This window comes from Allobaculum fili (genome assembly GCF_020969955.1).
GTDB lineage: Bacteria > Bacillota_I > Bacilli_A > Erysipelotrichales > Erysipelotrichaceae > Allobaculum > Allobaculum fili.
Genome location: NZ_JAHDSX010000001.1, coordinates 52363 through 74448, shown reverse-complemented (window position 1 = coordinate 74448; position 22086 = coordinate 52363). Strand labels below are relative to the sequence as shown.

The 22086-nt window shown below is 51.7% G+C and carries 15 protein-coding genes; 2 read left to right on the top strand and 13 right to left on the bottom strand.

Translation table 11 applies throughout. The features are described from left to right. Positions 1-232: 232 nt before the first annotated feature. From Afil_RS00285 to Afil_RS00275, 3 genes are all read right to left on the bottom strand, one after another. Entirely contained in the window at positions 233-1276 is a 1044-nt protein-coding gene (locus tag Afil_RS00285; protein ID WP_230266526.1) for a hypothetical protein, read from the bottom strand. Then, entirely contained in the window at positions 1276-4539 is a 3264-nt protein-coding gene (locus Afil_RS00280; protein WP_230266525.1) for a hypothetical protein, read from the bottom strand. The genes Afil_RS00285 and Afil_RS00280 overlap by 1 nt, the downstream gene beginning before the upstream one ends. A gap of 409 nt (positions 4540-4948) precedes the next feature. Beyond that, the gene (locus Afil_RS00275; RefSeq protein ID WP_230266524.1) at positions 4949-7222 is read right to left on the bottom strand and encodes a glycogen/starch/alpha-glucan phosphorylase; all 2274 of its coding nucleotides are present in this window, start codon (positions 7220-7222) and stop codon (positions 4949-4951) included. A 182-nt stretch (positions 7223-7404) separates the two neighbouring features. On the opposite strand from Afil_RS00275, the gene Afil_RS00270 reads away from it, so the two are divergent. Then, on the top strand, positions 7405-7926 hold the full coding sequence (locus Afil_RS00270; protein WP_230266523.1) for a hypothetical protein: 522 nt from the start codon (positions 7405-7407) through the stop codon (positions 7924-7926). A 460-nt stretch (positions 7927-8386) separates the two neighbouring features. Here Afil_RS00270 and Afil_RS00265 read toward each other — a convergent pair whose 3' ends face one another. From Afil_RS00265 to Afil_RS00230, 8 genes are all read right to left on the bottom strand, one after another. Continuing rightward, positions 8387-10147 (bottom strand): Na/Pi cotransporter family protein, encoded by a 1761-nt coding sequence (locus tag Afil_RS00265; RefSeq protein ID WP_230266522.1) that lies wholly within the window; start codon positions 10145-10147, stop codon positions 8387-8389. Between the two features lie 338 nt (positions 10148-10485). Further along, entirely contained in the window at positions 10486-12042 is a 1557-nt protein-coding gene (malQ, locus tag Afil_RS00260) for a 4-alpha-glucanotransferase (protein ID WP_230266521.1), read from the bottom strand. 138 nt (positions 12043-12180) lie between these two features. Continuing rightward, complete coding sequence (locus tag Afil_RS00255) at positions 12181-13359, bottom strand: substrate-binding domain-containing protein (protein ID WP_230266520.1); 1179 nt, start codon at positions 13357-13359, stop codon at positions 12181-12183. Beyond that, positions 13343-14194 (bottom strand): carbohydrate ABC transporter permease, encoded by an 852-nt coding sequence (locus Afil_RS00250; RefSeq protein ID WP_230266519.1) that lies wholly within the window; start codon positions 14192-14194, stop codon positions 13343-13345. Before Afil_RS00250 ends, Afil_RS00255 begins: the two co-directional genes overlap by 17 nt. Continuing rightward, the gene (locus Afil_RS00245) at positions 14191-15042 is read right to left on the bottom strand and encodes a carbohydrate ABC transporter permease (protein WP_230266518.1); all 852 of its coding nucleotides are present in this window, start codon (positions 15040-15042) and stop codon (positions 14191-14193) included. Before Afil_RS00245 ends, Afil_RS00250 begins: the two co-directional genes overlap by 4 nt. A gap of 461 nt (positions 15043-15503) precedes the next feature. Continuing rightward, positions 15504-16826, bottom strand: a complete 1323-nt coding sequence (locus Afil_RS00240) for an ABC transporter substrate-binding protein (RefSeq protein ID WP_230266517.1) — start codon at positions 16824-16826, stop codon at positions 15504-15506. Positions 16827-17219: 393 nt separating this feature from the next. After that, entirely contained in the window at positions 17220-18215 is a 996-nt protein-coding gene (locus Afil_RS00235) for a glycine betaine ABC transporter substrate-binding protein (protein ID WP_230266516.1), read from the bottom strand. Positions 18216-18591: 376 nt separating this feature from the next. Then, positions 18592-19524 (bottom strand): DMT family transporter, encoded by a 933-nt coding sequence (locus Afil_RS00230; protein WP_230266515.1) that lies wholly within the window; start codon positions 19522-19524, stop codon positions 18592-18594. 219 nt (positions 19525-19743) lie between these two features. Between Afil_RS00230 and Afil_RS00225 the strand changes: the two genes are divergently transcribed. After that, a complete protein-coding gene (locus Afil_RS00225; RefSeq protein WP_230266514.1) occupies positions 19744-20475 on the top strand; it encodes a hypothetical protein in 732 nt (243 codons plus the stop codon). A 197-nt stretch (positions 20476-20672) separates the two neighbouring features. Here the strand turns inward: Afil_RS00225 and Afil_RS00220 are convergent, their stop codons facing one another. Together Afil_RS00220 and idi are read right to left on the bottom strand one after the other, a co-directional pair. Beyond that, positions 20673-21434 carry a hypothetical protein gene (locus Afil_RS00220; RefSeq protein WP_230266513.1) on the bottom strand — a complete coding sequence of 254 codons (762 nt, stop codon included), beginning with the start codon at positions 21432-21434 and terminating at the stop codon, positions 20673-20675. A 66-nt stretch (positions 21435-21500) separates the two neighbouring features. Next, complete coding sequence (gene idi / locus Afil_RS00215) at positions 21501-22079, bottom strand: isopentenyl-diphosphate Delta-isomerase (protein ID WP_230266512.1); 579 nt, start codon at positions 22077-22079, stop codon at positions 21501-21503. Between the last annotated feature and the right edge of the window lie 7 nt (positions 22080-22086).

The window sequence follows — 22086 nt, the reverse complement described above, 5'->3', positions numbered from 1 at the left end:
TGAGGGCAGGAGGGTTTTCCCAGCGAGATTGTATTAAACGATACAGAAGCGATACAGAAGAAAAAACGCGCTCGTCCACTATCTTATGGATGAGCGCGCGAATGAAACAGAAATCGGAAAGGAAAAACCAGACGAGATCGATTGCCGGGCGTTTAAGCCGGCTTTCTATTCCTCGATTTTTTATGGGACAGAAGAACATTCTGTCCTTTTCTTTTTCGGTTTTGATCGGGCTTTATTTGTAGAGTTTCATGCCCGGCAGACGATACCATTGACGGCTGCCGTCTTCTTTGAATTCGTACAGGGAAATCAGCGAATTTTTCAGATGGAGAATGTCTTCGGTAAACAGAAGCGTATCTTCCTTGCGAATCAGACTGCGTTCTTTTAACGCCTGATACACCTGTTCGGCATCCGCCGGACTTTCTGTGCAGATTACCAGCTGCGGCAAGCAGGCATAGATATTGGTCTTATCCGTCATATTGCGGCTTTCCAGCATCGTCCACTGGCTGTCGAGAATCGAATAATAACGACTCACCTTTTCACAGAGCTGTTCGAGCGATTCGTCCGTATTGCGGACGACTTCAAAGAACAGCCGGCTTCCGTCATTGAGGGTTAAATTGACCGGCGTACGCATGATGGCACCGTTTTTTACGTCCTGCGGATTGACGGAAGCGAACACTTCCTGAACACCGAAGCGCTTCATGCTGACGCCGCTTTTGAGCATCCCCACCAGAATCTGGTTGCCGACGAGGATACGGAAAATGTCCAGCGGCTTTTCCGGCTTGTTGAGTTCACGGCGTCTGGAATAGGAAAGATAGACATTCCCGCCGTGCATATGGACGGACTGCTTGGCAATCTGCGATCCAAACAGATCGAGCGAGAAGCAGGTCAGTTTGGTTCCTCCCTTGCGAAGAATCGCCTTTTCCTGCAGCACATGGTACTTGCTGAGTTTGGTCAGGTGATTGAAGATCGCCTTGCGGGAGTAGTTGGCCAGCCTGAGGCTGACCAGCTCCGCGCACTGCAAAGGGGTAAGGTAGCAGGAGCGGGCGATCTCCTCGACCAGGACATAGTCCACTTCCTGCATAACATCTTTCGCGGCTTCGAGCGTCGTACGCGTACGGCTTCCCTCAGGATGGAGACGCTCGAGCGTCTCATCTCCCGTGGTGAAGAAGGTCGTGGACGTGATTTTGTCAGCCGCAATAAATTCTGTATTGTTTCTAGCGTATTTTTTCGGGTTATTCACCGTCGATTTGTCTTTATTTACCGTTGTCTCCGCCACTAGCTATTTCCTCCTTCCTGCTCTGCAGATTCCTCTGCGGTCTTTTTCTTTCGACCGGGTCTGCGCTTTGGCTTCTCCTCGCTGTTTTCAGCTGGAGCGGCCGGCGTTTCGCTGGATTCTGCGGTTTTCTTTGCGGGGGTTCTCCGTTTGCGTTTCGGTTTTTCCCCGCTGGAGGAATTTTCGGATGCAGCAGTGTTTTCCGCAGCAGCTGTCGTGGTTCCTTCCTTGGCGGCTGCGGTTTTTCTTCTGCGCTTTGGCTTTGCTTCCGCAGCCTGGGCTTCTTGGCTCGCTGCGGTTTCTGCTGCCGGTTTTGTCGCCGTTTCGGCGGCTGCATCTTTCGTTTTGCGCGTCGTGCGGCGGCGTTTCGGTGCTGCTTTTTCCGTTTCGGCGGTTTCTGCAGTCTGGGTGCTTTCGGCTTTAGGCTTGCGTCCCCTGCGCGCTGGAGCGGCTTTCTTTTCGCCTTCGGCTTTTGTCGTGCGACGGCGTTTGGCTGGTGCCGGTTTTGCCTCGGACTCGAGCGCTTTTTCGGCTTTTTCGACCTCTTCGAGCAGCTGCTTCGTCTCTTCGGACGGATTGCTCAGTACGTCCTGTACGAATTTTTCTTCTTCGGCTTCCGCCTGGGCAGAAACCTCAGTTTCGGTTTCGGTAAGCGTAAAGGCAATCACCGGTGCCGGCAGATGATTCGGACGAACGGTCAGGACATGGTGACCTTCCGCTTTTTCATCCGCAGCCTTGGACGTATTGTCTTCGCTCTTTGCGGACGTCTCTTCAGAAACGACCGCCGGTTCAGCAGCTTCTTCCGATGCTTCTGCCGTTTTCGCGGTTTCAGACGCTTCAGAAGGGTGTACTGTCTGTTCGTCTTCTGAAGCAGATTCGGCTTTTGCCGGGTTTTCGAGAGATTCAGCCGGTTCTGCACTGGATACGGCAGGTGCGGCTGGACGTTCTTCGTTGGAAGCGTCAGCAATCATTTTGACTTCTTCTTTGGATGGAACCGTCGAAACGGATTCTTCCCTGGAAGCTTCCGCAGAGTCTTCTTCCGTTTCTGCTTTTTCTTCCGCTTCCGGTTCTGGCGTTTCCGCTGCTTCAGAACTCGACACTCCCGTTTCAACAGTCAGAGTTTCTGTCTGCGTTTCGGTCGTCGTCTGTGCTTTGGCCGGTGCGGCAGGCATTTCTTCCTGAACCTGTTCAGTGTTTTCGATCGCTCCAGCGAGATCCGTCGAGGTTTCGACTGGTGTTTCCGCTGATTCAGATTCTTTTTCAGCGGACAGCTCTGTCGGACTGATCGGTTCTTCTGCCGTATTGCTGCCTTCGGGTTCAGCTTCCATAACAGGTTCGCTGGAATTCTCCGCATTGGATGGCTCAGCAGTTTCGACGGTTTCTTCCGCTTTTTCACTGTTTGCGGGTTCCGGCCGTTCAGCTTTTTCTTCGGCTCCAGTTTCTGGGTTTACTGGGACTTCAGGAGCTTCTGGCGTTTCTGCTGGTTTGGGTGTCTTTACCGGCTCCGCTTTCGGCTCTTTTTCCGCCGTTTTTAAAACGGATTTGGCAGTCGCGGTTTGTGCCGGTTTGGCGACAGTGAGATTCAACACGTCTGCGGATTCTGCTGCAGGTTTGGCGGATTCTGCTGCAGGTTTGGCTGCTTCCGCGTTCTGGCTTGCCTCAGAGGCCGATCTGGCCGTCTGACTGGCAGGGGTCTGGGAAGCGTCGTCCCGTTTGGCTGCGGATTTGTTCGCTTTGGCTTCTTCTTCCGCCTTTTTGGCACGCTCTTTTTCCAGACGATCTTCTTCCATGCGCTCTAAGGCAAGGCGTTCCTTTTCCAGGCGCTCTTTCTCACGGCATTCCGCTTTCTGGCGTTCTCGTTCGAGACGTTCCTTCTCGCGGCGCTGGGCTTCCTGGCGTTCTTTTCCCAGACGTTCCCGTTCGAGACGGGCGGCTTCCTGCGCTTTGGCTTTACGCATGGCACTTTCGGCTTTGGATTTCTCGATAGCCGCCTTGCGCTGGGCTTCAAACTCTGCCTGGCGCGCTTGTCTGGCTTCTTCTTCACGTGCTGCCGCTTCCCGGGAGGCTTTCAGACCGCTTTTGAAAAGCGTGGCGAGCGTGTCGTAAAGGAAATTGGGCTGCAAAGTGCAGACCGCATAGCCGCAGAAGTAGCGGACATACTCCGCCTGGTTTTTCGTCAGGCTGTTTCCGATCAGCAGGAAATGGTCTTCCAGAGAGTAGTTCTTAATGACGGCCATGTACTTGTCATAATCCGAGAACTGATGGCCGCTCTTCACCTCAACAACGTAAAGGTCTTCGTCGAAGACAATGACCATGTCGAATTCATTGACCGCAAGTCCATTCTGCTTGTCGGTTACAACGACGTTGGGATACACGCCCCAGCTGACTTTTTCCTGCGCTGCCAGACGTTCCACGATTTTTCTGACTTTCTGGTAGCACGCCATTTCAAGGAAACTTCCGCTCACAAATTTTATGCCTCGCTGTGTTGGGATCAGGCGTCCGGAAACGGATACGCCATTTTTGCCGGTTTCGGCTACGCCGGCCATCAGCCCCGCCATGCCGGAAAGCATGGACACCAGTTTCTTTCGTTCCACACCGTTTCTTGCAGTGACGGAAAAGGAATAATCCTTGCTGATAAGGGATGTGCGAAGCGCATCGAACACAGGTTCGAGAAGATCCCAGTTGTCGGTAATCTGGACCGCCAGATCATAAATGGCCGGCGGAATCTCGGTTGGATCGTCAAGCGGATTGAGCTTCATGACGATCGGATCGATCACCAGTTTTTCGAGAACCTGTTCCGGTTTCAGCGGCTGTTTTGGCGCAGGGGCTGCAGGCTGGAAAGAAGGCTTTGTTTCTGCGGCTTTCATTGCCGGTGCGCTCGATTCTTTCGATTGTGCCGTGCTGACAGATTCGGATTTAGCTGCTTGTGGCGCACTGGCAGGCTGCACGCTCTGCGCGCTCTTTTCCGGCGCTTTGGGCGCGTCTGCATCGGCGGATGCCGGCTGCAGATCTTCAGGGATAGCGGCCGTTAATTCGGCATGAGAAAGGGACTCCGTACTGGACAGAGCCTTTTCCTGTCCCGCTTCCAGGTTAGCGGGCGAATGATCGTTTTGCGGGGAATTGGTCGTGATGAGAGAAGCCTGTGCAGGGGCTGCAGATTCTGTTTCGAGGGCGGTTTCAGGCGCAAAAACAGAATCGGTTTCTCTGGGTTCCTCTTCGATTTCTACGGGAATCAAAGAAGGAATTTTGATTCTAGGTCGGTTCATATCTGCCCGTTCATTCTCCTTTTTATTTTTGGATGGTATTTCGAATACGTAAATTGTTTTCGGATCCCTTTGCGGATGCTCGGGTGAATCCTGAGTGGGGGTAAAACAAGTCCTGCGCGCCCTGAAAGAGCGCTTCATAAAAAGCGGACAACTTTGTCCAGGAACCGTGCAGCCGGATTGGTACGCAAAGAAACTCCCCGGTCATTTTTGCGTACGCCCGACGCGAAGCGGGTCGCTGGCTGATTCTATATTTTTCCTCTTCCCGGATCTACGGGTGTAAAAAAATCCTGTTTTTGCAATTTGAAGCAGAATCGTAAGGTTTACGGGCAAAACGAACAATGCGCAGAAGCCGACGGCCCTGCGCACTGCGTATTTCTGTTTCGGATTTCTATTGCCGGATGGGGATATCTTATTTCAGTTTCCAGATATCCTTGTTGTACTGTTCGATGGTGCGGTCGCTGGAGAAGTAGCCGGCCATTGCGATGTTGGTGAGGGCCATGGCATACCATTTATCCTTGTCGGCGTAAGCCGCATACGCTTTCTTGCGCTCAGCCATGTAGGCTTCCAGATCGCGCAGAGCCATGAACCAGTCCTTAGTCGTCATGTCATGGTGCAGACGATGCAGGCATTCCGGATCGCCCAGAGCCATCATTTCTTCGCCGACCAGGAAGTTCACAATGTCGTTGACCTCAGGTTCTGCTTCGAGCACGGCCTGCGGATGGTAGTCCCCTTTTGCGTAGCTTTCGATGACGTCTTCACTCTTTGTTCCGAAAATGAAGATGTTGTCGTCGCCGACGAGGTCGTGAATTTCGACGTTGGCGCCGTCATCGGTTCCGAGGGTTACCGCGCCGTTCAGCATGAATTTCATATTGCTGGTACCGGACGCTTCCTTGGAAGCCAGCGAAATCTGTTCGGAAATATCCGCAGCCGGAATCAGTTTTTCGGCACAGGTGACATCATAGTTTTCCACCATGACAACCTGCATATATTTCGAAACTTCCGGATCGCTGTCGACAATCTGCGAGAAGACGAGAATGGCATGAATAATATCCTTGGCCAGAATGTAAGCCGGGGCGGCCTTGGCACCGAAAATAATGGTGACTTTCTGTTCCGGCTTGTAGCCGTTCCTGATCTCCTGATACAGGTGAATGGCCGAAAGCAGGTTCATCTGCTGGCGCTTGTATTCATGGAGACGCTTTACCTGAATATCAAAGATGGAATGGGTATCGAGTTCGATGCCCTGACGGTTTTTGAGGAATACCGCGAGCTCTTCCTTCTTTTCCTGCTTGATCGCAGCCAGCTGCTTCAGCGCTTGGGGCTGTTTCACAAACGGGAGAAGTTTCGCCAGCTCATCGGCGTTTTTCAAAAAGCCGGTTCCGATCTTGGAAATAATCCAGTCGGTCAGCTGCGGGTTGCACGCCTGGAGCCAGCGGCGGAAGGTGATGCCGTTTGTCTTGTTGTTGAACTTTTCCGGATAGAGTTCATAAAAATCATGAAGTTCGGTATCTTTCAGAATGTCTGTGTGGATTTTGGCTACGCCGTTGGTCGACTTGGAGAAATGGATATCCATGTTTGCCATGTGAACGACGCCGTTTTCGTCGATAATCGCAGTTTTCGGGTTGTCCGAACGTTCTTTGGCGCGCTTGTCAAGTTCTTCGATAATCGGCAGCAGCTGCGGCGCTACCTGTTCGAGGAATCCCATCGGCCATTTTTCCAGCGCTTCCGCCAGAATGGTGTGGTTGGTGTAGGCGCAGGTCTGTTTGGTCTGTTCGATGGCTTCATCGAGCGTCAGACCGTTTTCCATGAGCAGACGGATCAGTTCCGGGATAACCATGGAAGGATGGGTGTCGTTGATCTGAATGACGGCATGCCTGGAGATTTCCTGTAAAGGATAGCCGGCAGCCTTCATGTCCTCGATAATCATCTGCGCACCGGCGCTGACGAGGAAATACTGCTGGTAAACGCGAAGCAGACGGCCTGCGTCGTCGCTGTCATCCGGGTAAAGGAACAGTGTCAGGTTTTTGCGGATATCGTCTTTATCAAAGCCGATGCCGCTTTGTACGATGCTTTCGTCTACCGTGTCGAGATCAAACAGCATAAGGGGGTTTTTCTTTTTCGTGTAGCCGCACACATCAATGGAATACAGATGCGCATCTACGCTGAAATCGCCGAACTGTACCGGGAAGTACTTGCCCGTATCCGTAAGCCAGGAATTGTCGCTCAGCCATGGATCCGGATATTCTTTCTGCTTGTAGTCTTCAAAAGCCTGGTGGAACAGGCCCAGATGATAATTCAGGCCGACACCGTCGCCTGGCAGTTCGAGGGTTGCGATAGAATCCAGGAAGCACGCAGCCAGACGGCCGAGACCGCCGTTGCCCAGCGAAGGTTCTGGTTCGTATTCTTCTACTGCTGCAAGAGATTTTCCATTCTTTTTCAGGATGTCCCGTACCTCGGCATACAGGCCCAGGTTAAGAAGGTTATTGGAAAGAAGCTTCCCAATGAGGAACTCTGCTGAAATGTAATAAAGACGGCGATCGCCCTTGATTTCTTCAACGCCTTTTAAAAGATCTTTTGTCAGATCCAGGAGAATGTAGTAAAGTTCGCGGTCTGTGCAGTCTTTCAGACGTTTTCCATAATAGAACTCTGCAATATTCTCGAGAGTTTGGTTCAAATCAATGTCCATAGGTCTTGAATTACCTCCTGCCTGTATGATACAAACCCGACCGTTGAAAAGCATTTTAGACGAATCAAAAAGAGATACTTCCTTTTTCAAAGCGTTTTCAGTTTATTCGCGAACAGACAGTTTATTTAGCAGCAGGGAAAATGGTAAAATAGTTGTCAAGCGTTCTGAAAGGAGCTGTACATATGGCCTTTTACGCAATCTGGTTTCTCGGCTTCGCCCTGTGCATTCTGGCCGTCTATTTCCTTTACAAAAATGTCGTGTCGCTTCGGGATTCGATGACAGCACAGAAGCAGTTTCGAAAGCTTCACGAAGGTTCCGTTCTGGCCACATTCGATCAGGGCTGGATCTGGATCGACATCATTCTGGCCTTCGTTTCCCTCTCCTTCGCTACGCAGGCGTCCACCCTGGCCGGCTCGACGCAGTTCGCGCCCGAAACGCTCTGCTTTATCGGCATCGCCATTTTCTGTGCCGGCAAGGCGGTTTCCCGCTGGAACGCCGGACGTATGGTTTTCTATCGCCAGGGCATCTTCTACAAAACCGAAGAAATCCCCTATTCTTCCATCAAGGAACTTCCCGCCTACGGCAAGCAGTATGAACTTTCCGGCAAAAAGGAAAAGTACATGATTTCCCGTCGTCAGGAACAGGAAATCCTCAAGCAGAAAGAAGAATGGCGAAACGCACGCCGCAGCAAGAAGCAAAAATAAGCGGCTGCCCGATCCTTTTCCCATTGCACGACAGGCCTCTGTCAGGGCGCGATTCCTGCGCGAACAGAGGCCTTTTATTTTTTGTCTGTATGAAGCTTAAGGTTCTGGATTTGCATCACGCAAAGGTCAGCTTAGCGCGCAGGACGGTTTGTATGCGGACAGTTTGAACGTTCTGCTCATACAGCCGTATACAGCCGGCTCATTGCTCGCATATTCCGCCTGTCCTGCGAACAGACAGCTTTGCCACCACATCCATCGGCATCCGTAGGCGTTCATCGATCTGCCGTATCTCAAAACAAAGAACGCCCGATCGGTTCCAGAATAAGGGAAAGATCGGGCGTTCTGCTTTTTCTAAATTTGGAAAACAAATGCCATAGGAGCGGTTCAAGCGAATTGGAAATGCAATCCTGCCTGCAGAGAAAGACAGGAACTTTGCAAAACGTACCGCCGATTTTGCGAACTAGATCGAGTACTTTGTTTCGTACTGACGAAGCATTTCCTGATAATCCGGACGCATTTCGGTGGTGTAGGCACGCAGGTAACGGTGTACCGAGAAGTCCTTTTCCGCTTCCTTGACCACGTCCAGAGCGATCGCCGCGCAATGGTCTACGATGCGCTGGAAATCCGAAATAATGTCCGCCTGCAGGAAGCCTGCTTCCATCGAGCAGGTGCCGGCTTTCAGTCGGCTGATGTGGCGTTTTTTAATCTGCGAAGCGGAAAGCGAAACGAGCTGAGAAAGGGCGAAGACGCGCTTGATCTCATCCACGTTGCTGGACATGAAGTTGTCCACCGTAATCGTTACCGCTTCTTCTGCAGCCGCTGCGATGACGTTCAGTTCATCGAGCGCGGGCATGGAAAATTTCTGTTTCTTTTCCTTCATGCTCTTGGTGATGTCCGCAATGGACAGGGCGTAGTCGCCGATCGCTTCAAAGTCCGCAATGGCCTGCAGCGACTTCGAAATGTTCTGCGATTCGCGATACGTAACGCCGGTAGCCGTCAGTTTAACAAGATACTTGCCGAGTTTTTCTTCGTATTTATTCAGTGTCTGCTCGAGGTCGGAAACCTTGCGGTAGCCCTCGGGCGTATAGTCATTGATCAGCGTTACTGCACGCAGCACGTTTTTGCGTGCCTTGCGGCCCATGCCTTCCATGACATCCATGGCGGCCTGGTACGCGAGATCCGGGTTGGCGAGAAGACGGCCTTCCAGTTTGTCGAAGTCGCCGAGATCTTCTTCGTCCGCAGGATCTGCCGGCACGATCAGGAAGACGAGCTTCTTAATCTGCTTTACAAACGGCAGCATCGCCGTCATCGTCAGCGCGCGGAAAATCGTATTCGTCGCCGCGATCGAGAACGGGTTCATGACATCTGAAGCCATGTTCAGAATGCCGGCCGCTTCAAGCGGATAGTACACAACGGAGGCGAGCAGCGTCGAAAGCACCGCGGTCAATAGATAAACCAGCGAGGTTCGGACACCGTCCTTGTTGGCGCCTACGGCAGCCAGAAGTACAGGACAGGACGCGCCGATGCCGATGCCCATTACGAGCGGGAACGTCGACTGGAACGTCAGCGCGCCGGTAACGCTTAACGACTGCACAACGCCGACGGCAGCCGAGGACGACTGCAGAACCGCAGCAGCCAGGATACCGAACAGCAGGGCGATCATGGGGTTATTGAGCGTGGCCATCGCATTGATGAACGTCGGGTCGGTTTTCAAAGGCGCAACCGCACCGGACATCATGCTCATGCCGGTCATGAGAACCGCAAAGCCGAGCAGAATGTTGCCGAAAGATTTCGTCGTGTCTTTTTTGGAAAACATCTGCAGGAGCATGCCTGCAATCGCCATGACGGCGGTAATTGTTGTCGAGGAAAAGTAGGAAGCCCATCCGGCTCCGTCGAGAAAGGACATGCAGACGATCCATCCGGTAATACTGGTGCCAATGTTGGCGCCAAGGATTACGCCGATCGCCTGTGTGACCTTCATCATTCCGGAATTGACAAAGCCAATGACCATCACGGTCGCAGCGGATGAAGACTGAATCACGCAGGTTACTGCTGTTCCGAGCAGAAAACCTTTCAGGGGGGAGTTCGTCAGCCGGTAGAGGATCATTTCCATTTTGTTACCGGCAACCTTCTTCAGGCCGTCCGACATGGAACTCATTCCAAACAGAAAGAGAGCTACGCCAGTCAGCAGGCCGAGAATCATCGAAACTGTATCGTTCATTCTTTTCTCCATGCCCTTCTTGGGCTGAACATATTCAATCTATCCTATTCTTTCATGTTCTTGAAATTCAGACAACACAACAGTGCCTGCGAACCGCTGAAAATTTTCTGAAAATTAAAAAACTTCCGGACGAAAGCCCGCAGGAGCTGTCCGGAAGTTATCTTTTTTGGATAAAAATCAAATGCGATAAAGCTTATTTCTTGACCAATCCCGCTTTTTCGATAAGCCAGCGCAAACGGTCTGTCCGTAATTTCCTGCCTTTTTTACCGTTCCTTCCAGATGAATTTTCCAAGAATTTTTCATCCTTTTTTTCGGCTATGGACAGAATTTCGATCGGTTTAAGCGAAGGCCTGTTCGGCTTCAGCAGAGGTTTCGCTGCTTTCCGTTGTTTCGGCTTCTTCTTTTTTCGGCTTTGGCGCACGGCCGTACAGTTTGGTCAGCCAGGTCAGGGCGCCTTCGATATCGTCAGTCAGCCAGCCCGGTGTCAGACGCCAGGTCCAGTTGCCGGAAGGCTTGCCCGGGGTGTTCATGCGCGCGGAAGAGTCAAGGTTGAGCAGATCCTGCGCCTGCAGAATGGAGGTATCGCTTGGCGAAGCGATGACGGTGCGCATCATTTCCCAGTTGTATTCATCCGGGTTGTAGGCATCCATGAAATCACAGGCGTACTTTTTGTCTTCCGGCGAAATCGAATGGAACCAGCCCTGGATCGTTTCATTGTCGTGCGTTCCCGCATAGGCAATGGAGTTTTTCGGATAATTGTACGGCAGGTATTCCGATCCGGAGTCGTCGCGGGAATCAAACGCGAACTCGAGAATCTTCATGCCCGGGAAACCGGATTCTGCCAGCATTTCCTTAACGGAGTCTGTAAGGAAGCCCAGGTCTTCGGCAACGATGTTGCGCTTGCCGATTTTCTTTTCCATGACCTTGAACAGATCGATGCCCGGCCCTTTGAGCCATTCGCCTTTCTTGGCAGTTTTGGCGCCGTAAGGAATGGCATAGAACGAATCAAAGCCGCGGAAGTGGTCGATGCGCAGAATATCAAAGACTTTGGTCAGATGATCGATCCGGCGAATCCACCAGTCGTAGCCGGTTTTCTTATGGTAGTCCCAGTCGTAGAGCGGGTTGCCCCAGAGCTGGCCGTCCGCGGAAAATCCGTCAGGCGGGCAGCCGGCAACGGCGCTTGGACGGCCGTCCTTGTCGAGCAGGAACAGTTCCGGATGGCTCCAGGCGTCTACGGAATCGAGCGCGACATAAATCGGCAGGTCGCCGAGAATTTCTACCCCGTTTTCGTTCGCATAGGCGCGCAGCGCGTCCCACTGCTTGAAAAACAGATACTGCATGACTTTGTAGTAGTCCATGCGATCCTTGTTTTCCTGCGCCCATTTCGCAGTCTTTTTCGCATCGTAAAGACGATGTTCTTCGTCCCAGTCGAGCCACGCCTTGCCTTCGTTGGCATCTTTTAACGCCATGAACAGCGCGTAGTCATCGAGCCAGTGGGCGTTCTTCTTGCAGAACGTCTCATACTCGGCATCCGGATTTTCCAGGAAGCGATTGACCGCTTTGGCCAGAACCGGATAACGGTTGTTGTACATCTTTCCAAAATCGACCTGATCGGCTTTTTCGCCCCAGTCGATATATTTGTAGTCTTCTTCATTGAGCAGGCCGTCTTTAGCGAGCAGATCCAGATCGATGAAATAGGGGTTGCCCGCAAACGTCGAGTAGGAAGCGTAGGGAGAATCGCCGTAGCCGGTCGGGCACAGGGGGAGTACCTGCCAGACGGACTGTCCGCTGCGTTTCAGGAAATCGACGAAGTCATAGGCTTCTTTGCCCAGCGTTCCGATTCCATAAGGAGAAGGAAGACTGGAAATGTGAAGAAGGATTCCATTTTTTCGCATAGTTCACTCTTTCTAAAGCTTGTATAAGCTCTATTCCATTCCGTTTCAAAGACTGTCCCATCCCCGTTCAGAGGGGGATTTCTGGGATTGTATCAATAGGTCTGAAGCTTTTCCTGGAGCCTTTCCAAAAGCGTTTCGTCACGATCCCGCGTATTCTTCTTTTTCCGATTGATCTTTCTGAGATTCGTCATTCTCAGACTGGTCTGTCTTCGATTCGTCTTTTTGAGCGTTTTCCGGAGGAACAGAATCTTCATTTGGAAAAACCGGGATCCCGTCTGCGCCCGGCTTTGGACAGCTTGGCGCAAAGGACATGCTCCAGGAGACGGGAATATGGCAGTCTCTGTCGGTCCGGAAAAATCCTAACATTTTCAATGCCGTTTTTGAAAGCTGTCCCGCCTCCGTCTCCAGATCCCGTCTTGCCGCGCTAAGCCTTGGACAGGCATAGTCGCAAAGATCGCTCTGCGCCAGGGTGATCACCTTCAGCTTTTCTCCTGGAACATAGCCAAGATCCTGCGCGGCGCGAAGCGCGCCAAGCGCCATGTTTTCTTCAAAAACGAGCAGGCCGTCCAGATCCGGCATCTGCCAGACGAGTTCTTTCAGGCCGGCATAGCCCGCATTTTTCGAACACGTGCAGCAGACGCCCTGCTTTTGCAGGGAAAAGACCTGATTCCGTGAATAGAAGGCGTACTGCACACCGAGAATGAAATCCGCGCTTTCGATCGAATTTTCGCGGTCGGCGTACAAAATGCCGATCCTGCGGCATCCGTTTTCGAAAAGAAGCTCCGTGCACTGCTGGGCGATTTCGGTAATCGGCAAAAAGAAGCAGGCGGTTCTGCTGGCGTCCAGAGAGGAAAGATCCCCGCTGAAATAAATGGCCGGAATTTTAATCCGGCCATGAATATGCATCAGCATCTGTCGAGAGGCACCGATCACAATGACCAATTCGCAGCTGGTCTGCTCGATGCGCGTAAGAATTTCATCTTCCCCTGCCTGTGCGGAAAGCTCCATCAGAGTCAGGGGCTTGCGTTCCATTTCCTTATGGCCTTCCAGCCGGCTTTTCACACGCTCAGCGAGCGTCTGATAATACGGGAACGGCTGGCTGTGCACCAGAATGAGAACGCCGGATTTTTCCTTGCGGCGCAGGGCCGAAGCCCGGTCATTGCGAACAAAGCCGCTGACGGCAATCGCTCTTTCTACATCCGCGACGGCCTTTTCACTGACGCCCGGAGCGCGGTTGAGCACCCGGGAGACTGTGCCTAAAGACCAGCCGGAAAGACGGGCGAGATCTTTGACGGTCGCTTTAGCCTTTGACGGCACCGGCGGCTACACCCTTGATGATGTGTTTCTGACCAAGAATGTAAACGATGATAATCGGGATGATCGTCATGATGATGGAGGCCATCATCGGACCCATCGATACTTTTCCGTAGCTTCCGCGGAAGTACTGAATCAGCATCGGGATGGTTTTGTATTTCGTGATATCCAGAACCAGAGTCGGCAGAAGGTAGTCGTTCCAGATCCACATCGCCTGCAGAATCGTAACGGAAACCATCGTCGGTTTCAGAATCGGCATAACGACTTTGAAGAACGTCTGGAGCGGGGTACAGCCGTCGATCATGGCCGCTTCTTCAATTTCCACCGGAATGGATTTTACGAAGCCGGCGAACATGAAGACCGCCAGACCGGCACCAAAGCCAAGATAGATGACCCAGATGTTGAACGGGTTGTTCAGTTTGAGCATGTCCGCCGTCTGCGAAAGGGTGAACATAACCATCTGAAACGGTACAACCATCGAGAATACGAACAGGTAGTACAGGAAGTTGTTGAACTTGGTATGAACGCGGGTGATATACCAGGCACACATCGAACAGCAGATAATAATTGCGAGAACCGAGGTGATGGTAATCAGCGTGGAATAGCCAAGCGAAACGAGGAATCCCTGCGAATTGATTGCTTCGGAATAGTTGGCGAAGCCCGCAAACTGCGCGGCGTTCGGCAGGTCAAAGACGCTGCTTGTCGTAATGGCACTCTCCACTTTCAGAGAGTTGACGAGAATCATGAAAACCGGGTAAATCCACAGAACGGCCAGTACGACCATGAGAATAAAGAGGCAGACCTCTTTTGCGGAACTTTTACGTTTTGCGTCACTCATGCCTGTACCTCCTTGCTTCTTGTGGCTTTCAGCTGCCAGAAGCCGATCAGAATAACAGCAATCGAGAAGATAACCGACTTAGCCTGGCCGATACCTTTCCACTGCGGGCCGGAACGGCCGTAGAAGGTGCGGTAAATGTTCAGCGCGAGCATTTCGGTTAAATGGTTTGGATCGCCGTTGGTCAGAGCCAGGTTCTGGTCGAACAGTTTCAGCGAGTTGGTCAGTGTCAGGAAGACACAGATCGTAATGGACGGCATCATCATCGGAATTTTGACTTTCCAGAGAATCTGCCAGTCGGTCGCGCCGTCAATCCTGGCGGCTTCGACGAGGTCATCGGGGACGTTCTGCAGTCCGGCGATGTAAATGATCATCATGTAGCCGATCTGCTGCCAGCACATCAGGATGATGATGCCCCAGTAGCCGGCTGTGCCGTTCAGTTTCAGCAAAGGCTGAACCGCGATGGAGAGGACACCGTTGATCAGAATCTGCCAGATGTAGCCAAGAACGATACCGCCGATCAGGTTTGGCATGAAGAAGACGGTACGGAAGAAGTTCGTACCTTTAAGCTTCTGGGTCAGTGCCATAGCCAGAGCGAAGGCGAGAATGTTGATGGCGAGGATGTTGACCACCGTCACGGCGATGGTAAATCCGGCAGAGCGAAGGAACTGGGCGTCCGTCAGGGCGCTGACGTAGTTGCCAAAACCGATGAATTTCGCATTGCCTACGGTCGTGAATTTACAGAAGGAAAGATAGAGACCTTCAAAGAAGGGGACGATAAATCCAATCGTAAATGCGATCAGGGTAGGCAGCACGAAGATCCAGCCGTATTTCTTTAACGCTTTTTCCATAAGCTGCTCCTATTCTTTACTGCAAGTCCTCTATGTAAACGTTTCAAACGCTTGCCATAAAAGGACAGAATTCGTTTCCTGTACGGAAACCATCCTTCCCTGCCTTCTCCTTATCCCGGCTAAGCGGAATGAGAATGAGAAGCGTTCAGGGAGCGGATGGATCCGACAGAAAAGCAAAGCGTTTCTTTTTAATTTTGTTGATTTTGTTTTATGCACAGCTTCTTCTGCGTCCCGTTTCGAGCGAAACAGGCCAGAGAGAAGCGGGTATTTCAATAATTTTATTTTCTGAAGCACGCTGCTCTTTTTGAACAGGGTGAACAGAAAGCAAAAACAGCGCAGACGGTAAAAACAGGTTTTCCGGCTGCGCTGCTCAGGTGCCCGGATCAGCAGGCACCTGGATTTTCCTGAAGCCTGTGCAAGAGGTCTTCAGGCACTGCTGAATCGCCAATCCGGATCAGCGGCTATTTGGCAAGTTCTTTTTCGTTTTTCCAGTCAACAGTGAAGGCTTCTTTTACCTTCTCCCAGTTGGCATCGGTTGGATCTGCTGCGTAAGCGGTCAGAGCAGAACCCAGAGTGTTCTTCCATTCTTCGGAAGGCATGGTTGTGAAGTTCCAGGATACTGGTGTCTTGCCTTCTTCCGTCAGCTTAATGTCTTCCTGAACGAAGATGTTCGGGCTTGGTTTTGCATCCTTGAACGGGATGGTCAGGCCAAGATCGTCCGCCATGAATGTGGTTCCTTCGTCAGTAGTAACCAGCCAGTTCATGAAGTCGAGCGTAGCCTGGATATCGTCAGCGGAAGCTTCCTTGTTGACTACCCAGTAGTTTTCCGTACCTGTGGACAGGCCCTGGTTGGCTTCGTCGCCGGCACCGATATAAATTGGGATCATCGTCAGCTGATCGTCAGTCATGCCGCCGTCAATCAGGTTTGTGTATTCCCAGGAACCGTTCTGGAAGAATACGGCTTCGCCGTTCAGAAATTCACGTTCGGAATCGTCCATCGTCTTGGAAGCGAGGTCTTTTCCTTCGGTTGTGGAATCTGTGATGTACAGATCGAAGATATCGCGGTAATTATCGAGATAAGTGCCCTTCAGTTCGTCCTTGTCCGTTACGCCGTCATCTTTGTATTCGAAGTAGATCGGCATGTTGGCCAGGTGCGTTTTGAAACGCCAGTCGGAAGATCCGTCCATGCCTGCAGAGGAGAAGGCGGAGAATCCGAGTTCGTCCTTGCGGGACTGGATATCGTCTGCAACGTTTTTCAGAGTTTCGAAGCTTGTGATTTCGTCAACGGAGTGGCCTGCCTTTTCGAGCAGTTCAGTGTTGACGATAATGCCGTAGGATTCAATCGCATAGGCGATCGCAGCTACATCGTTGTCTGCTTTGTCGCCGATGTACAGAGCGTAGCTGTCGCTGGTCAGCTGATCGAATACTGGAGTGTCATACAGGTTGTATGCATAGTCTTCCCAGTTTTTCAGGCCGACTGGACCATTGACCTGGAACAGCGTTGGAGCGCCGCTCTTGCCCATTTCCGACATCAAGGTTGTTTCGTAGTTGCCGCTGGCTGCAGTAACTACTTTTACGTCTACACCCGTTTCGTCAGTATACTTCTTAGCGAGTTCCTGCCAGGCTTTGTCTGCTTCTGGTTTGAAGTTCAGATAATACACGGAACCTTTGGATCCGTCGCCAGAAGCTTTGGAAGCATCAGCAGTTTCTCCGCCGTCGCCGCATCCAGCCAGGAGCATGGAGCCTGCAAGCGCAGCAGCAGCAAATTTCTGCCAGTTTTTCATGAAATGTCCTCCTTAAGTGTGCAGCAAATACAGTCCTGATCCGATATTTTTACCGTATTCGTCACAAACTTTGTTCAACACTTTGATTATAGGTAGGCAAATCTTTCAATTCGCCTGTAATGACCGAACAACCGATTGCCCGAACAAAAGGGTAAGGGGTTACCACTGTGTCGGAACCAAACCTTTTTTATTTTTGCACGCAGGAAAGTGTACCGTTTTTACACACAATTACAAAAAATTAGTACTTGCCAAGGCTCAGTAAAAAAGCAGGCGCGAACGCCTGCTGATTTGTCCGTAAATGCTTACTGTTCCTTTTGACATTTTCCTGAAATAGTTTGCGTCAGAAAAAATTTTTTGAAACGGATTTCTGAATTACTCTGGCTGGATTGAAGATTAGGAAACGCTTTCCACTGCGGCGGGATCTTCAACGATCAGATCTCTGGCTTTCAGAAACTGCAGCGCCGCCTCTTCTTCACTGGCCAGACCATACACCGCCAGACGGCCGTAAAAGGTCAGCTTTTCGCCGGTCAGCTCGCGGCTGAGCTTCTGACAGATTTCGGAAAGCTCTGGATACTGTTCGAGCGCGGACTGTGTGATGACCACGCCAAGCTGCGACTGCGGGCAGCTGTTGAGATCGTCTTCAAGAACGTACAGTTCATCCTTGCGCAAAAGACCGTCGAGGGTATGAATCGGGATCGCGTCGACTTTGCCTTTTCGCAGAGCGTCCGCGGTCAGATCGGTCGGCAGATTGACGGCCGTCTTGAAGGAAATGCCGTACTGCGCATTCAGCCAGGGATAGCCGTCGGCATCCTGGAAATACTGCGTCGGCGCGCCAAGAACGAGGCTGTCGCTGTATTTGGCCAGATTGCTGAGCGTCTGGATGTTTTTCTCTTTAGCCAGCGATTTGGAAATGGCGATCGTGTATTTATCGTCGGCGTGATCGAGGGCGAACCAGTCGAGACCGCGCTTGTCGTACGCCTGTTCCAGCGTGCTCAGATCCTGAATCGTATACACGCCGCGCTCATTGAGCACGGATTTCCAGGCCGACTGCGCCAGCTCGACGCCGATCTGCAGCTTGTCGCTCTCTAATGGCGGCTGCAGGTTGGAAATGCCTCCGGGCACTTCTTCCATGATGCATTCGATGCCTTCGTGTTCCGCCATGGCCGCGACCATCCAGCCGACCAGACGGGTGGAAATGCTGTCAGTCATCCCGATGCGCACCGGCTTTTTTTCTTTCGCACAGCCGGCAGTCATCGTCGCCGTAAGCATCAGGCAGATCAGAAGAGAAACGCTTCGATGGACAAAGCGCGAAAATGAAAGCCGGCTCGATTGGCCCGCTTTCGCCTTTCTTTTTGGATTTGCGTCTGGTTTATGAAGATTCCAATGCATAAAGATTCTCCTTTCCGCCTGAAGCCGCAGTTCGCAGCCCTGCGCTCTGCGCTTTTGGATTCGTTACGGATCTGTAGTTCTTATATATCCTTTTATATATAGTTTTTCTCTTTTTACACCGTAAGAGACCCGTCCCGTCTTTCTTATATCATTACGGTATCTTTTATCTTTATGGTATCTTTGCGCTTTTCTTATATTCCCAAAAACATTCCTAAAAGCCGGGCGCAGAAAAATCGGTTTGTGAGACTCTCCAGAAAACAGGCACCTGCCGCTTTTTCGTACGCAGTTTTTCGCATGGCTTCACGTTTCGATTCTCGTTGTGCTTCCTGTATTGCTTCTTGTATTGCTTCTCGCGTCGCTTCTCGTATCGATTTTATTATCGCTTCTTCTTCTGCGGCAGACGGGCATTGACCATGTAAATGCCAAAGCTGGTGACCAGAGCGGCCAGAATCAGCCTTGCGCTGAGACTCTCTTTTAAAATCAGCGCCGAAAACAGCACGCCAAACAGACCGATCGTGCAGCCAAATACGCTGACCGAAGAGACCAGATAGCGTGAGAGCAGGACGCCCCACAGACTGTAGGCGCCAGCGGAGACGAGCGCCAGAATCAGAAGAATGAGCAGGCCCTGCGCATTCCAGCTCACGCCATGATCCGGCAGACAAAGGCCCAGTGCCATCAGAGCCGAACCGCCCAGAACGAACTGACAGCCCGAAAGCACAACGGGCGAATTTTTCCGGGAGAAGATTTGAATGAAGACCGCCGAGAGGGCACTTGAAACCTGCGAAAGAAAAATCATGCCTTCGCCCTGCAGGGAAAACTGAAAGCCGGAAGGTGAAAGGTTCATGAGCAGAATGCCCAGAAAGCCGACAATGCATCCCGCCGCTTTCATCCAGGTCATCTTTTCCAGACGAAAGACGAGGGCGGAAAACAACAGCGCCAGCAGAGCGCTCATGCCGGAAAGAACCGAAACCATCATGCCGGACGCGTGAGCGGCTCCCATGTAATAAAAGAAGTACTGGCCAAACGTCTGAAACAGAGCGAGAACACAAATCGGTCCGAGGGCTTCTTTTCGAAGTTTTGGCAGGGAGCGATTTTGCATCGAATAAAACGCGAGGACGAGCAGCCCCGCCAGAAAAAAGCGGGCACCCGCAAACAGAACGATGGTTCCTGTCGTTTCAATATGCAGCGTCTGATAGCCCATTTTAATGAGGGCCGGGGCAAGACCCCACAGTCCGCAGCAAAGCAGCGCACCGGCCCACAGACGGCCGCGCGCATTCGATTCCGTTTTCCCTTTTGCCTCTTCGCTCATGATACAATCCCCTTTCGACCGGCTGTTTAAAAAGCGGCTCTGTCCATTGTATCCGATTTCGATTTTTCCAAAAGGATCTGCCGGACAGAGGCGCTTCTTTCGGTCAGCTTTGTCTTTTTGCGCTTTTTCCCGCAGGTATACTACGGGCAGAATACTGCGGCCGCGAGACAGTTTTCAAAAACTGGACAAGAAAGATCCGGCCGAAGATTGGGGATTTCCATGACTGCATTCACTTTACTCGTTTCCTGCCTGGTTCTTCTGCTCATCCCGTTAATCGTGCTTTGCGTCTACGGCTACACCCACGAAACCGCATGGCGTCCAATGGTGTATGGCGCCTTATACCAGGTGCTCTACCTGATTCTGTTTCGGCTGATCATGCCGATGCTCTTCGCTTCGCAAAGCTGGTTTATCGAGCTGACGAAATCGCCGGCTGCGGTCGCCATGCTCTATACCGTTTTGCAGGCGGTCTACCTTTGCGCGGTGTTCCTTCTGTACGATCGTCACCTTCTGAAAAAGGGCGGACCGCAAAGCTTCGCGCTGTTGTTTGGACTGACGTACGGCGTGATGGAAGGCGCTATTTTCAGCGGCTTCGATTCGCTCAACGCGCTGATGAGCGCCCAGTCGGTCATTGATGCCGTAAACGTTTCGGCTGTATGGCTCCATCTTGGCGAAGCGCTCTGCATGATCGTTCTGTATGCCTGGCTGGCCTGGGCGTTTTACATCCAGCTTCAGGCAAAAAAGACGATGCTGTGGATCGGACTTTGCGCCGCCGTTCTCGTCTTCCTGTTTTTCGCCTATGGCTGGTCGGCCATCTTTGGATGGGACAACGCGTTCCGTATTCTGCTTCTGCTTGTCGCCGCTCTGCTTTGCGGCAGTGCCCTCTATCCAGCGTATAAAGCTGCCCGTAAAAACGGCAGCGCAGATTCTAAGTCAAACGCTGCAGGCGTCTGAATCGCAGAAACATTCCTGTTTTCCAGATTTACAAGCCGCATCTGCTCGGGGCTGCGGCTTTTTTTCGTGTCGTCTTTTCCGTACTTTTCGTCTATTCAAAAAAGCGGCTTTGTCTGTCCCCCTGATCGGTTTGGGAGAATCTGGACAAAGCCGCTTTCGTGTTTTTATCGTGTGTTTTTAGTTTTTTGTTTTTCGCTCTAGCGCAGGCCAAGCAGTTTCTGAAGAACCGACATGATCTGCTGCTCGCTTAATACGACGATTTTTTCCATCTGGATCTTTCCAGCCAGATCGTTTACGGGAAGATCGGCGGAATAGAAGAAAATCGGGCTGTCCGCATTGGCTTCGGCCAGAATGGCTTCAATTTGCGGGCGAACGCTTTCTTCACCGACGACGGCGATGCCATATGGCGAAACGACAATGTTTTCCACATCCGTATCCCCGAGTTTCACGTGGTCGAGAACGGTGTATTCCTTTGGCAGTTCGTTCAGCGATTTTACATCAGTCACGATGGCTTCATCGCTGCGGTCCGTACCGATTTCCAGTCCGTTTCCATCGGCTGTGCTCTGTGCAGGCTGCGGATTTTCCAGAGACTTTTTGAGTTTGGCGCGTTTGGCAGCGGCTTTCTGTACGCGTCGGGAATAGCGGGTATTCATGACCGCCGCGATAATCATGAGAATGCAGACGATGAGTACGCCGGTCTTGAATACGAACAGGCAAAGCAGATACAGGCCGACGAGAATGCCGACCGCCCAGAGGGAGGCTTTATACAGCTTCATGTCCTTGGCAATCGCCTGATCGAGCTGATCGATTTCCGCCAGTGTCTGCGAATGATCGACGCTTTCCCCTTCGATCGTTCCGGTCTGCGGGTCTTCTACAATCGTAACTTCAACGGTTTCTGTTGCTTCGTTTTCCGGCTCTTTTTCGACAGGTGTCTGTGCCGGTTCCTTATTTTCTTTCATTCTTTTACCTCGTTTTGGTTATTATAGCGTTCCTGCATTCTTTGGCTTCTTTTTTAGCCGACAAAGTCATTTTTCAGCCGTTTCCTTTTTGCACCCTGGATGGCCGGTTTCTTCTTTGGCTCCTTCTGGATTTTTCTGCATTTCCAGAACCCGTGGCGCCGCAATCTGAAACCAGACCGAATAGCGTTCGGGATGGTGCGTCAGGTCTTCTTTCAGTTCTTCAAAATCGATCCACTTCAACTCGGCAATTTCCTCTGGATCGGGAGCGAAGTCTCCGGCATAGTCCGCGATAAATACATGATCGAATTCATATTCGATCCGTCCGTTTTCAAACACGCTGCGATACACAAAATGAAACAGTTCTTCTACCGGAAAGGAAACGCCGAGTTCTTCCTGAAGGCGCTCTTCCACGGACTGTTCCAGTGTTTTTCCGGCACGCGGATGGGAGCAGCAGGCGTTGGTCCACAGGCCTCCGGAATGGTATTTGTTCGGATTTCTTCGATGCACTAACATTTTTCCGTCATGACAGACGAAAACCGAAAAGGCCCGGTGCAGCAGTCCTTTCTGGTGGACAGCTTCCTTTTCGCCCGTTCCGATCGGCTGATCGAAAATATCGACAAGAATCAGTTCGTTTTCATTGGCCATGGTCTTC